Here is a 13,141-nt window from a genome sequence, read left to right as displayed (position 1 = left end):
GGATGAACGAAGTAAAGTTATCGAAACGGCTTGAAACGGTTGTTTCGTTTATTCCGAAAGGATCGAAACTTGCCGATATCGGCTCGGATCATGCGTATTTGCCATGTTATGCGTATTTGAATGGATATATTACGACAGCGGTCGCGGGTGAAGTGGCTGATGGCCCGCTTCGTTCGGCCAAGCAGCAAGTCACCAAAACGGGATTAAATGATATAATTTCGGTAAGAAAAGGCGACGGTCTTGCGGTGATTGAGCCGAATGAAGTCGATTGCATTACGATTGCTGGCATGGGCGGAACGTTGATTGCTCACATTTTAGAAGCTGGAAAGAATAAATTAGAAGGAGTGAAGCGGTTAATTTTGCAACCGAATGTCGGAGCTCACATCGTTCGGCAATGGTTGATTTCTAACGACTGGGAGTTAATCGCCGAGCGCATTTTGGAGGAAGATGGCCAAATTTATGAAGTGCTTGTCGCCGAAAAAGGTGATGGAACAAAACCGTACGATCATTTAGAAGCTGAGTTGTTGGTCGGTCCGTTTTTATGCAAAGAACGGAATAACATCTTTTTGAAAAAATGGCGGAATGAAGTGAATCATTGGAAGCGAATTGTTGCACAGCTAAAAGAAAAAGCAACAACGCCAGAAAGTGTGGCAAAAAAGCAAGAGCTCGAGAGAAAAATTCAGTTAGTCGAGGAGGCGTTGTCATGAGTAAAGTTCCAAACGGATATGAAATCATTCAATTGTTTGAGCGGTTTGCACCGAAGCATTTAGCGATGGAAGGGGATCCAATTGGCTTGCAAATCGGCACGCTGAACAAACCGATTCATACGGTGATGATTGCGCTCGATGTGCTCGAAGAAGTAGTCGACGAGGCGATTGAAAAAAACGTTGATCTCATTATCGCCCATCATCCACCGCTTTATCGTCCGCTGAAACAAATTGTTACAGATCAAGCACAAGGCCGGATTGTCGAAAAATGTATGAAGCATGATATCACGGTGTATGCGGCTCATACGAATTTAGATATCGCACAAGGAGGCGTGAACGACTGGCTCGCTGAAGCGCTTGGACTGCAAGAAGTCGATGTGCTCGTGCCAACATATGAGGAGGCGCTGAAAAAATTGGTCGTTTACGTGCCGGAAACGCATGCCGCTGCTGTTCGGGAGGCGATTGGAAGCGCCGGTGCCGGCCATATCGGTAACTACAGCCATTGCACGTTTAACAGCCGCGGCATCGGCACGTTTTTGCCGCAAGAAGGGGCAAACCCGTTTATTGGTGAAAAAGGAACGCTTGAACAAGTAGAAGAAGTGCGAATCGAAACAATTTTCCCTGCTTCATTGCAAAAAAAGGTTGTTACAGCTATGCTCAAAGCCCATCCGTACGAAGAAGTGGCATACGATATATACCCGCTTGAAAATAAAGGACGCGTATGGGGATTGGGGCGAGTTGGATGGCTCCAAGAAGAGATGACGCTTGCCAAGTTTGCAGAACATGTAAAAAAATCGCTTGACGTTCCAGCGGTGCGCGTCGTCGGGAATTTGCACGATAAAGTCAAGAAAGTAGCGGTCGTTGGCGGCGATGGAAATAAGTATATTTGGCAAGCGAAAATGAGCGGCGCAGACGTGTATGTCACAGGGGATGTGTATTATCATGTGGCGCACGATGCGATGGCGCTTCGCCTTAACATCGTCGATCCTGGCCACAACGTCGAAAAAGTAATGAAACATGGCGTGGCGCGCTATTTCGAACAGGAATTTGCCAAGCAAAAATGGTCAACGACCGTCTATGTGTCACAAATGCATACCGATCCGTTTGCGTTTCTTTAATCGCAACAGAGGGTGCCCCGTTTGGTAGACACCCTCTGTTTTCAATCTTTTTTCGCTTTCACTTTCGGCAAAATTTTTTGTAATGGCACTTTTCGTTCGCGCTTCCATGTGTCAGGATTGTTCGGATCAAATTGTTCGAGAAATTCGATCACTTCTTTTGTGATCGGCGTCGGGGTCGAAGCGCCGGCTGTGACGGCGACTTTTTTCGCGTCTTTAATCCAGTCAATCTCAATTTCGGTGACGTCGGCCACACGATACGCTTTCGTTCCGGCGATTTCTTCCGACACTTGAGCAAGACGGTTCGAGTTGTTGCTTTTCGGATCGCCGACGACAATCGTCACATCCGCCTTTTTCGCTTGCTCGGCGACCGCTTCTTGGCGCAGCTGTGTCGCTAAGCAAATCTCTTTATGCATTTCGACGTGCGGATATTTTTCTTGTACTTTTTTCATAATATGTGCAACGTCCCATTGGCTCATCGTCGTTTGGTTGGTGACCATTATTTTTTCGCTTGAAATCGTTAGTTTCTCGACATCGTTGACGGTCTCTACAAGATGAATGCGCATTGGATCAATGCCGACCGCTCCTTCTGGTTCGGGATGCCCTTTTTTGCCGATGTAGATGATTTCATAGCCTTTCGCCAGTTTTTCGCGAATCAAATCGTGCGTTTTTGTCACGTCCGGGCACGTGGCGTCAATCGTGACAAGCCCTTTTTCGCGGGCGCGTTTTTTTACCTCCGGAGAAACGCCGTGTGCGGTAAAAATCACCGTGCCATGATCAATTTTTTCAAGAATTTCTAAGCGGTTTTCCCCGTCGAGTGTAATGATGCCTTCTTCAGCGAACGCATCGGTAACGTGTTTATTATGAACAATCATTCCTAAAATATAGATCGGTCTTGGCAATGTTGGATCGAGCGCGGCATTTCTCGCAATCACCATCGCATCGACGACGCCATAGCAATAGCCACGCGGCGTAATTTTAATGACTTCCATGTACCGTTCCTCCTCCGCCTTTTGGAAACTCTTTTTCATTATATCGGAGAAGTGGGAAGAATACAAAGAAGAACTAAATATACAGTTTCGGGACTGACGGCTTCGGTTCTGTTGGCTGTTTTTCTTTCGCTGTTTCTTTCGCCGATGGCAATTCGCGTTGAGAAGGTTGCTTTTCTTTTTTTTCTTCCTTCTTTTCTTCTTGTTTTTCGTTTTCGTCTGTTGCTTTTAGCTCTTTCCATATTTTCATCATCGCTGGAAGATTTTTGACGAATGGTCCGTATTGTTGCACCATCGGCATCACGTTTTGGGCAATGCCAAGCATTTTTTGCACGTTCGTCAACATGCCGCTAATTCCTCCACCTGTTGCGCTTGCGCTACTGGCTGCATTTTGCATCGGCGTTAGCGCTGCAAAAGGGGACGAAGGCATTGCCGGCCCTCTTGCAAACAGCCGTGATAAAAAGCCGCCTCCTGTTGCCTGTGTGTACGGATGTGTAGGAAACAACGGACGGGCGAACGGAAACGAACGCGCTGATGGCGGGGGGAACATTGGGGGTCTCATCATCTTTTTCCTCCTTTCGAGAAACTGGCTTCTATCATACAGTATGCGAACATCACGGAAATTGTTTTTCATTTAGATAAGTGCCTATTGTTGCGGGAGGAAGCGAAAATCAGCTATAATGATAAATTAGGTTTGTGTTTTGGCGGCGTAGCAAAGAAAGGAGATGAGAGCGTGAAAGAAACGTTGTTTGAACGGTTTTCGTTTCAGCCTTTTATTATAGAAGCGATTAAACAGCTCGGGTTTTATAAACCGACTGAAATTCAAGAGCGGCTTATTCCGAGCATTCTTCGCGGAGAAAGCGTGATCGGGCAGTCGCAAACGGGAACAGGGAAGACGCACGCGTATTTATTGCCGATCATGGAAAAAATCGATCCGTCCCGCGCAGACGTGCAAGCGGTTATTACCGCACCGACGCGGGAGCTGGCGACGCAAATTTATCATGAAGTGTTAAAAATTACAAAACATTGTTTGCCTGATGCACCGATTACGGCCCGCTGTTTTGTTGGTGGAACGGACAAACAAAAAGCGATTGAAAAATTAAAAAAACAGCCGCACATTGTTATCGGAACACCGGGGAGAATGAACGATTTAATCCGCGAGCACGCGTTGTTTGTGCATACGGCAGCGATGCTAGTCGTCGATGAAGCGGATTTAATGCTTGATATGGGGTTTATTGTTGACGTTGATCAAATTGCGGCCAAAATGCCGAAAGAACTGCAAATGCTCGTATTTTCGGCGACGATTCCGGAGAAGTTAAAACCGTTTTTGAAAAAGTATATGGAGAACCCGAAATACGTTCATGTCGCGCCGAAACAAGTAGCGGCAGAGAAAATCGAGCATGTGCTTGTTCCGCTTCGCCATCGTGATAAAATAAAATTATTGTACGATATGCTCGTTGCATATAATCCGTATTTGGCGATCGTATTTACGAATACGAAAAAAATGGCGGATGAAGTGGCCGATGCGCTCAACGAAAAAGGATTGAAAGTTGGCATTTTGCACGGCGATTTAACGCCGCGAGAACGAAAGAAAATGATGAAGCAAATTCGTGATCTTGAGTTCCAATACATTGTCGCCACTGATTTAGCCGCTCGCGGCATCGACATTGAAGGAGTCAGCCACGTCATTAACTACGAATTGCCACACGATTTAGACTTTTATGTTCATCGCGTCGGCCGTACAGCGCGTGCCGGCTATACGGGGATTGCGGCTACGATTTATGAACCTTCAGACCAAGATATGTTGACAAAGCTCGAGAAAAAAGGAATTGTGTTTATGCACCGCGATCTTGTGCGCGGCGAGTGGGAAGAACTGGCGCCATGGAACGAGCGGAGCAAGCGGGCAAAACAAGAAGACGAGCTAGAGCCGCTTATGAAAAGAGCGCTGAAAAAACCGAAGCAAGTGAAACCGGGATATAAGAAAAAACTGCAAGAACAAATCGAGAAACAGAAAAAACGGCTCCGCCGCTTAAAGAAAAAATAAGGCGGCATTGAAAAGAAGGGGGAGATGGAGATGTTAAAAATTGGTTCACACGTATCGATGAGCGGCAAAAAAATGCTGCTCGCTGCCAGTGAAGAAGCAGTTTCTTACGGAGCGAATACGTTTATGATTTATACGGGCGCCCCGCAAAACACGAAGCGAAAAAAGATTGAAGAGCTCAACATCGAAGCGGGGCTTGCACATATGAAAGAACACGGCATTGAAGAAATTGTCGTGCACGCTCCTTATATTATCAACATTGGAAATACGGTCAATGCAGATACGTTTCAGCTCGGCGTCGATTTTTTGCGTGCAGAAATTGAGCGGACAACTGCGATCGGCGCAAAGCAAATCGTCCTTCATCCCGGTGCGCATGTCGGGGCAGGAGTGGAAGCGGGGCTTGCAAAAATTATCGAGGGATTAAACGAGGTCATCACGCGTGAACAAAACGTGCAAATCGCCTTGGAAACGATGGCCGGGAAAGGATCGGAATGCGGCAGCCGCTTTGAAGAGCTGGCAAAAATCATTGATGGTGTTGTGCATAACGACAAATTATCGGTTTGCTTTGATACGTGTCACGTTCACGATGCTGGCTATAATATCATCGACGATTTTGACGGGGTATTAGAGGAATTTGATAAAGTAATTGGTTTGGAGCGGTTAAAAGTGCTTCATATTAACGACAGTAAAAATCCGCGTGGCAGCCGGAAAGACCGCCATGAAAACATCGGTTTCGGCCATATTGGATTTCAAGCGCTCAATTATATCGTTCATCATCCGAGCCTCGCTGACATTCCGAAAATTTTAGAAACGCCGTACGTCGGCGAAGATAAAAACAATAAAAAGCCGCCGTACCGCTTTGAAATTGCGATGCTGCGTGCGCAAACGTTTGACGAAGATGTTTTAGCGAAAATCGTGCAATCATAAGCGATCTCCCTTGAGAGATCGCTTCAGCTTGTCGACAAAGTCGACAAGCTGTTTTATTATGAGGGTAGTACAGTAGTACAGAGGAAGAACGGAGGGAAAAGAACGATGCTTCGTCCACGCCAAGAAGAAGGGCGCTATACAGAAACGACGGTAAAACTGGATGATCTTGTCCCAGAGGATCACTTGGTGAGAAAGCTAGATGCAGCCATTGATTTTTCCTTTATTTACGACATCGTAAAAGATCTCTATTCTCCTGATCATGGACGTCCGAGCATTGATCCGGTGATGCTGTTTAAAATGTATTTGATTCGGTATGTATTTGGAATCCGCTCGATGCGTGAAACGGTCGAACAAATCCGAACCAACGTGGCCTACCGTTGGTTTTTGGGGCTTAGCCTTCATGATCCCGTCCCTCATCACTCGACACCGAGTAAAAACTATGCGCGTCGTTTTGCCGGAACGGATGTGTTCCATCAGATTTTTTCACGAATCTTAGACGAAGCCTTTCAACACGGATTGGTCGATCCAAGTGTGGTGTACGTGGACTCGACTCATGTCAAGGCAAGTGCTAATAAAAAGAAGTTTACAACAGAAATGGCAGAAGTAGAAGCGAAAGCTTACCAACAAGAACTCGAAAAAGAAATCGAACAGGATCGCATCGCTCATGGAAAGTCTCCATTGCCACCGGAAACGAAAAAAAAAAACGAGAAGTGAAAGTAAGCAAAACGGATCCGGACAGTGGGCTGTTTGTGAAAAATGAACGGGAGCGAGTGTTTGCTTATTCGTACCACACGGCTTGTGACCGCCACGGATGGGTGTTATATCCTTATGTGACGGCGGCAAATATTCACGATAGTCAGGCGTTTTTTGAACTGTTCAAACGAGTGAAACAGGAAATCAAAGAATGTCCGGAAGCCTTGTGCGCAGATGCAGGATATAAAACTCCGGCTATCGCCAAGTATTTACTGGACCAAAACGTCAAGCTCATTTGGCCGTACACTCGCCCAAAAACAAAAGAGGGGTTCTTTCGGAAATCTGATTTTGTGTACGACGAATATTTTGACTGTTATCTATGTCCGAATGATCAAGTCTTATCTTACTCTACCACAAATCGAGAAGGATATCGGGAATATAAATCCGACCCATCGGTATGCCGAAGCTGTCCGTATCTTCGTCAGTGTACAGAAAGCAAGAATCACACGAAAGTCGTCACGCGTCATGTATGGCAGGACTACTATGAAGAAGCCGAACATTTGCGATATGTTCCGGAGTATCGCGAACTCTATGCCCTCCGAAAAGAAACGATTGAACGGGATTTTGCCGATTTAAAAGAGAAGCATGGTCTGCGTTGGACGAATTACCGAGGATTGGAAAGAAATCAGGCGCAGGCGATGCTTGTTTGTGCTGCCATGAATTTGAAAAAACTGGCGAATTACCTATGGAAGACGAAGCACCGTCCTTCCTTTTCATTCATATGGTCACTTATTCTCTCTGTTTTTTTTAGAAATCCAACTCTTTTATGGAACAAAATGGGTTACAGACATTCGTCTGTAACCCATTTTGTCAACAGTCTGAAGCGATCTCCCTTGAGAGATCGCTTATTTTTTGTTCATAAATTTTAAAAACAGCTCATTGGCCTGTTTGGCAGTTTGCGGTGACGTAATCTTGGCCAATTCCCGTACCCATTTTGCCCGCTCTTGCGGATCAAAGATGTTAATTTTATTGGTCCGGGCGATATGAATGATTTTTTTCGCTTCCTCGACCGTTAATGAAATGCCGTAATCACGGCTGTATGATACAAGTTCTTCAGGGGTAATCGTTTTAATTTTTTGATTAATAAGCTGTTGATAAAGATTCATATTCATCGCCTCCTCTGTATATGGGTATCGTATGAAACATAGGCGCAAAACGTGTTATAATAAAAAGAAAAAGGGGGAGTTAGATTGATCCAGAAACAGCATAAAAAAGAAAGTGCTGCGCATGCTATGTACCGCCTGTTGTTGATTTTAGTCGGAGCTTCTTTGGCGGCACTGTCGATCGAGCGGTTTTTAGTGCCAAATCAAATTATTGATGGGGGAATCATCGGGATTTCGCTCATTTTAGACTACGTTTTGCCGGAAAAATGGTCGTTTCTCAATTTTGCGACGCTTGTTGTGCTGTTGAACGCACCGTTTATGTATTACGGCTATAAGCAAATCGGAAAGACGTTTATGTTCTCGTCTATTTTCGGCATTGTTTGCTTAGCAGTTGTGGAGCGGGCGTTGCACCGTTTAGCGCCGCTGACGAATGAGCCGATTTTAGCAACCGTTTTTGGCGGCCTTACTTTAGGAGTGGGCGTCGGGCTTGTGATCCGCCATGGTGGTTCGTTAGACGGGACGGAAATTTTAGGGATTTTGTTAACGAAAAAACTGCCGTTTTCCGTCGGCGAGTTTGTCATGTTTATGAATATTTTTATTTTCAGCTGGGCCGCATTTGTGTTCGGATTAGAACAAGCGATGTATTCGGTGATGACGTACTACATTGCGTTTAAAACGATTGATACGGTCATTGAAGGATTAGATGAAACGAAAGCGGTTATTATCGTTTCTGATCAATACGAAGATATATCGGATGCGATTTTGCATCGTCTTGGGCGCGGCACGACGAAATTGATGGGAAAAGGCGGCTACACGGACGCGCAAAAGGAAGTGATTTATGCCGTTGTCACCCGCCTTGAATTGACGAAGCTAAAAGCGATCGTATACGAGAAGGACCCGAATGCGTTTATTACGGTTATGAATACGCATGAAGTAAGAGGAGCAAAATTTAAATCAGCGATTCACTGAGCTCGCTCGTTTACAAATCGGAATCTTTCCGTTATACTACATTCGTAGCTAAATCGTAATCATTCTTAATTTGAATTATACTAGGTGGGGACACGATGAAAACGGAAGAAGTATTAAAGGTGGAACATGTGTCGTTCCGTTACGAAAAAGAAAATGTGCTGGAAGATGTGACGTTTTCTGTGCCGAAGGGGGCGTTTGTCGGGCTAGTCGGTCCGAACGGCTCAGGAAAATCGACGCTGTTAAAATGCATACTAGGTTTATTAAAGCCGCAGCAAGGCAACATTTATTTATTTGGTACCCCGATTTCGGAGTTTAAAGAGTGGCACCGCGTCGGCTTTGTGTCACAAAAAGCGAACAGTTTTAATACGGGATTTCCAGCGACCGTGTATGAAGTTGTCGCTAGCGGATTAACCGCTAAACTCGGATTGTTTCGCTTTTTGACGAGCAAAGAAAAGCAGGCGGTAATGGAGGCAATTGATGCAGTTGGAATGGGCGAGTTTCGTCAGCAAAACATTGGAGAATTGTCAGGCGGACAGCAGCAGCGCGTGTTTATTGCTCGGGCGATTGTGAGCAAGCCGGAGCTGTTGATTTTAGATGAGCCAACTGTTGGCGTCGACGTTCATCATGTGCAAAATTTTTACAATATGCTCGATGAATTAAACCGTCTTGGTATTACGCTTCTATTAGTGACACACGATATCGGAACGATTACGGAAAAAGTGACACATGTGGCGTGCTTAAACAAGCATTTATATTTTCATGGGAAAGCAGATGAATTTGCGCAGTTGAAAGATCATGATTTGTCAAAATTTTATGGTCATCATCTTCATGTGCTTTCCCACCAGCATTGACGGGGGTACTTTGTGATGATTGAAGCCATGTTTCATTACGAGTTTTTGCGAAATGCGTTTTTCGCAGGTGTGTTGATTGGATTCGTAGCGCCTTTATTAGGTGTGTTTATTGTTGTTCGCCGTTTGTCGCTTATTGCCGATGCGCTGAGCCATGTGACGCTTGCCGGGATTGCGGCGAGTTTGCTGCTTGAAAAGAAGATCGGGACGTTTGCCGGCTGGAATCCGCTTTATATGGGGATGGGCTTTTCCGTAGCCGGTTCGCTATTTATTGAAAAATTGCGCGGCGTATATAAGCATTATCAAGAGCTGGCGATTCCGATTATTTTGTCGGGCGGAATCGGGTTAAGCGTGATTTTCATTTCACTGGCGGACGGGTTTAATACGGATTTGTTTTCGTATTTGTTTGGCAGCGTGAGTGCTGTCAGCCGGCAGGATGTATGGGTGATTTTCGGCATTGCGTGCACGGTTGTTGTGGCGCTTGGCTTATTGTACAAAGAATTGTTCCTTCTTTCGTTTGATGAAGAGTATGCGGTTGCTTCTGGCATTCGGGCGAAAGCGATTCATTTTGTGTTTATCGTTTTAGTAGCGTTAGTGATCGCAGCCTCGATGCGCATTGTTGGCATTTTGCTTGTATCGTCGCTCATGACATTGCCGGTTGCTGCCAGCATTCGCATCGGGAAGGGATTTAAACAGGCGATTGTTTATTCCGTTTTGCTCGGGGAGTTGGCGGTCATTGCCGGACTGTTTATGTCATATGAGTTAGATTTGGCGCCGGGCGGAACGATCGTCATGCTTTCTGTGTTCATTTTACTTATCGCTATTTTGTGGAAAAAGTGGAGAAGGAGATAAGGAAGATGAATGTCGCACAAGCCATTCAGTTAATGAAAGAACAGGGGTTTAAGCATACGGGAAAGCGGGAAGATATGTTGCATTTATTTGCAAACACCAATAAATATTTAACGGCTAAAGATGTGTTAGATGCGTTAAAAGACGACTATCCGGGTTTAAGCTTTGATACGATTTACCGCAATTTGTCGTTGTTTGTGGAACTTGGGATTTTAGAAATGACAGAACTATCTGGGGAAAAACATTTTCGGTTTACATGCAGCACCGCCCACCATCATCATCATTTTATTTGCATGGAATGCGGAAAAACGAAAGAAATTGCGGCTTGCCCGATGAGCGAGCTACAAGAACATTTACAAGGGTATGAAGTATCGGATCATAAATTTGAAATATACGGAAAATGTCCGGAATGCCAAAGGGATATCTCGTAGCGAAGAGATATCCCTTTCTGTTTAGCGTAGCAGTTCGTCAATATGCTTTTTTGCTTCCAGCCACGTTTTGACGCGAATGACTTGTTTCGGAAGAGGACCTTGGTTGTATGGCGTGTCAAACAAAATGACAGGGATGTTGCACTGCTCTCCGATGTCGCAAGCGTTGTCGTATTTGTCCTCGAAAAAAGCGGCGATGTCGTATGTTTTCACCGCTTCAATTTTGTCGTGCGAGCCGATTAATTCAATGTGATGATAATGCACGCCATGCTTTTTAAACCACCGTTCGGTAATGTCGTATAAATGTTTCCCGCGGGCGCTAATGTAAAACAATTCGTATTTGTTTTTCCAGCTGTTGATCACTTCGAGAGCGTTTTGGGCGAGCGGCGCCTCTGCATAAACCATTCCTTCATATTGTTCCATCCAGCGGTCGATTTCTTCCTCTGTTGTATCATACAGCGGTGCTAAATTGTATTGCGTAATGTCCGCAAGCGTCAATTCTTTTTGAAATGACCGGTTCAAATAAGGAATAAAGGTACTTGGACAAGTGATCGTTCCATCGATGTCGATGCCGAGCCGTTTTTTTGTTGCCAATTGAAGCACTCCTTTCCGAACTATATTGTAACATATTACGCGCATTTTTCCTTCTGATGAAAACATTCGCATTGATATTTTTTGACCGCTGAACCATACTAATAATGCTCCTTACTTTAGGAAAGCGAGGGAACAACATGGTCGATGATCGCAATCGCACGTACAACGAAAGTTACGTGCAATCAGTCGGAAAAGTGGACCGAGAGTCTGATTTTATGGAAGAAACATCTGCGGAAGTTGCTGAACCGGTTCGTCGCTACGATGAAAAGGATGAAAGAGAAGGGGCGAACGGAAGCGGATGGGGTTGGACAGCGCTTGTCCTTTCGATTCTTTCCCTGTTTATGATGCCGATTCTTTTAGGAGCAGCAGGGATTATTGTCGGATTTATCGCGCGCCGGCGTGGGGCGGAAACGCTAGGCGCCTGGGCGATCGGCATTGGGATTGTGTCGATCATCATTAAATTGTTTATTATGCCGTTTTATTATTAGAAAAGCTGAGGCGACTGATTAGCTGCGATGGGCAAATGTTCTTCACCCGCAGAAGTGCTTGACACCTCGAGGGGGAAGGTTATTTGTCTCCGAGCAGCTAGGAGCGGAAGCTAGACCATAATTCAAAAAGCTTGGCGCGTAAAGCGTCAAGCTTTTTGTGATTGTTTTTGTTTGGCGAAATATTCTTCAGCCAGTTTATCTACTTCTTTTTTGAGTTCTTCGACCATCGTTTCTTCCGGAACTTTGCGGACGATCTTTCCGTGGCGGAAAAGAAGTCCTTCTCCGCGCGCACCGGCGATGCCGATATCCGCTTCTCGCGCTTCTCCGGGTCCGTTGACGGCGCAGCCGAGAACGGCGACTTTAATCGGCGCTTTAATTTTGGCGATGTATTCTTCAATTTCGTTGGCGATGCTGATCAAGTCGATTTCGATTCGTCCGCACGTCGGGCAAGAAATAAGCGTCGCCGCGTTAGCAGCAAGCCCGAACGCTTTTAACAGTTCTCTTGCCACTTTTACTTCTTCGACAGGATCGGCGCTCAGTGAAATGCGAATCGTATTTCCGATCCCTTTGCTTAAAATCGCTCCGAGTCCAGCGGCGCTTTTGACCGTTCCGGCAAAGAGCGTTCCTGATTCGGTAATGCCGAGATGAAGCGGGTAGTCGAACGTTCGTGCTGCTTTTTCGTACGCTTCAATGGCAAGGCGGACATCAGATGCTTTTAATGACACGATAATATCGTGAAAATCAAGCTCTTCTAAAATACGGATGTGGTACAGTGCGCTTTCCACCATTCCATCGGCCGTCGGATAGCCGTATTTCTCTAAAATGCGCTTTTCTAATGAGCCGGCATTGACGCCGATGCGGATTGGAATGCCTCTCTCTTTTGCCGCTTTCACGACCGCTTCGACTTTTTCGCGACGTCCGATGTTTCCAGGGTTGATGCGGATTTTGTCCGCTCCCCCTTCAATCGCTTTTAACGCTAATTTGTAATCGAAATGAATATCGACAACAAGAGGGATGTTAATCCGCTTTTTAATTTCAGGGATGGCGTTGGCCGCTCGTTCGTCCGGGCAGGCGACGCGAACGATTTGGCAGCCTGCTTCTTCTAATCGTTGTATTTCAGCAACCGTTGCATCGACATCGTGCGTTTTCGTTGTCGTCATGCTTTGAATAATTACTTCATTGCTTCCGCCGATCGTCAAATTGCCGACGCGCACCGGGCGGGTTTTTGAACGATGAATAATTTCATTCACGAAACATTCGCTCCTTTAAGAAACAAGTTCATGTCAACTTCTCAATTATTGTAACAATGTTTATCGACAATTGACAAGAA

14 protein-coding genes and 1 pseudogene are annotated in these 13,141 nt (G+C 45.5%); 10 read left to right on the top strand and 5 right to left on the bottom strand.

All coding sequences use genetic code 11. The features are described from left to right. Positions 1–2 precede the first annotated feature (2 nt). Together HNQ34_RS08955 and HNQ34_RS08950 are read left to right on the top strand one after the other, a co-directional pair. On the top strand, positions 3–707 hold the full coding sequence (locus tag HNQ34_RS08955) for a tRNA (adenine(22)-N(1))-methyltransferase (protein ID WP_183253732.1): 705 nt from the start codon (positions 3–5) through the stop codon (positions 705–707). Beyond that, entirely contained in the window at positions 704–1,825 is a 1,122-nt protein-coding gene (locus tag HNQ34_RS08950; protein ID WP_183253730.1) for a Nif3-like dinuclear metal center hexameric protein, read from the top strand. The genes HNQ34_RS08955 and HNQ34_RS08950 overlap by 4 nt, the downstream gene beginning before the upstream one ends. 41 nt (positions 1,826–1,866) lie before the next feature. Here HNQ34_RS08950 and HNQ34_RS08945 read toward each other — a convergent pair whose 3' ends face one another. Together HNQ34_RS08945 and vrrA are read right to left on the bottom strand one after the other, a co-directional pair. Continuing rightward, positions 1,867–2,814, bottom strand: coding sequence for a 4-hydroxy-3-methylbut-2-enyl diphosphate reductase (locus HNQ34_RS08945; protein ID WP_183253729.1), 948 nt, complete (start codon positions 2,812–2,814; stop codon positions 1,867–1,869). 73 nt (positions 2,815–2,887) lie between these two features. Beyond that, on the bottom strand, positions 2,888–3,376 hold the full coding sequence (gene vrrA / locus HNQ34_RS08940; RefSeq protein WP_183253727.1) for a VrrA/YqfQ family protein: 489 nt from the start codon (positions 3,374–3,376) through the stop codon (positions 2,888–2,890). Between the two features lie 168 nt (positions 3,377–3,544). On the opposite strand from vrrA, the gene HNQ34_RS08935 reads away from it, so the two are divergent. The 3 genes and pseudogenes from HNQ34_RS08935 to HNQ34_RS08925 all read left to right on the top strand — a co-directional run bounded on the left by HNQ34_RS08935 (position 3,545) and on the right by HNQ34_RS08925 (position 7,401). Next, positions 3,545–4,855, top strand: a complete 1,311-nt coding sequence (locus tag HNQ34_RS08935; RefSeq protein WP_183253725.1) for a DEAD/DEAH box helicase — start codon at positions 3,545–3,547, stop codon at positions 4,853–4,855. A 30-nt stretch (positions 4,856–4,885) separates the two neighbouring features. Then, complete coding sequence (locus tag HNQ34_RS08930) at positions 4,886–5,779, top strand: deoxyribonuclease IV (RefSeq protein WP_183253723.1); 894 nt, start codon at positions 4,886–4,888, stop codon at positions 5,777–5,779. A gap of 105 nt (positions 5,780–5,884) precedes the next feature. Further along, positions 5,885–7,401: pseudogene (locus HNQ34_RS08925) on the top strand (IS1182 family transposase). Here the strand turns inward: HNQ34_RS08925 and HNQ34_RS08920 are convergent. Next, on the bottom strand, positions 7,378–7,638 hold the full coding sequence (locus HNQ34_RS08920; protein ID WP_183253721.1) for a DUF2624 domain-containing protein: 261 nt from the start codon (positions 7,636–7,638) through the stop codon (positions 7,378–7,380). The pseudogene HNQ34_RS08925 and the gene HNQ34_RS08920 overlap by 24 nt on opposite strands. Positions 7,639–7,722: 84 nt before the next feature. Here HNQ34_RS08920 and HNQ34_RS08915 point away from each other — a divergent pair, with 84 nt between their 5' ends. The 4 genes from HNQ34_RS08915 (at position 7,723) to HNQ34_RS08900 (ending at position 10,732) form a co-directional block, all read left to right on the top strand. After that, entirely contained in the window at positions 7,723–8,604 is an 882-nt protein-coding gene (locus HNQ34_RS08915; RefSeq protein ID WP_183253719.1) for a YitT family protein, read from the top strand. A 95-nt stretch (positions 8,605–8,699) separates the two neighbouring features. Continuing rightward, positions 8,700–9,455 carry a metal ABC transporter ATP-binding protein gene (locus HNQ34_RS08910; protein WP_183253717.1) on the top strand — a complete coding sequence of 252 codons (756 nt, stop codon included), beginning with the start codon at positions 8,700–8,702 and terminating at the stop codon, positions 9,453–9,455. 15 nt (positions 9,456–9,470) lie between these two features. Continuing rightward, entirely contained in the window at positions 9,471–10,304 is an 834-nt protein-coding gene (locus HNQ34_RS08905; protein ID WP_183253848.1) for a metal ABC transporter permease, read from the top strand. Positions 10,305–10,309: 5 nt separating this feature from the next. Next, positions 10,310–10,732: a Fur family transcriptional regulator gene (locus HNQ34_RS08900; RefSeq protein ID WP_183253715.1), complete on the top strand. Its 423-nt coding sequence runs from the start codon at positions 10,310–10,312 to the stop codon at positions 10,730–10,732. Positions 10,733–10,753: 21 nt separating this feature from the next. Here HNQ34_RS08900 and HNQ34_RS08895 read toward each other — a convergent pair whose 3' ends face one another. Further along, the gene (locus HNQ34_RS08895; RefSeq protein WP_246363998.1) at positions 10,754–11,323 is read right to left on the bottom strand and encodes a hypothetical protein; all 570 of its coding nucleotides are present in this window, start codon (positions 11,321–11,323) and stop codon (positions 10,754–10,756) included. A 137-nt stretch (positions 11,324–11,460) separates the two neighbouring features. On the opposite strand from HNQ34_RS08895, the gene HNQ34_RS08890 reads away from it, so the two are divergent. After that, positions 11,461–11,811, top strand: coding sequence for a DUF4190 domain-containing protein (locus tag HNQ34_RS08890; RefSeq protein WP_183253711.1), 351 nt, complete (start codon positions 11,461–11,463; stop codon positions 11,809–11,811). Between the two features lie 146 nt (positions 11,812–11,957). On the opposite strand, the gene ispG is transcribed toward HNQ34_RS08890, so the two are convergent. Beyond that, the gene (gene ispG / locus HNQ34_RS08885; protein ID WP_183253709.1) at positions 11,958–13,061 is read right to left on the bottom strand and encodes a flavodoxin-dependent (E)-4-hydroxy-3-methylbut-2-enyl-diphosphate synthase; all 1,104 of its coding nucleotides are present in this window, start codon (positions 13,059–13,061) and stop codon (positions 11,958–11,960) included. Between the last annotated feature and the right edge of the window lie 80 nt (positions 13,062–13,141).

Source organism: Anoxybacteroides tepidamans, from assembly GCF_014201465.1.
Classification (GTDB): domain Bacteria; phylum Bacillota; class Bacilli; order Bacillales; family Anoxybacillaceae; genus Anoxybacteroides; species Anoxybacteroides tepidamans.
The sequence above is the reverse complement of the archived record's forward strand: the minus strand, read 5'-3'. Positions and strand labels throughout refer to the sequence as shown.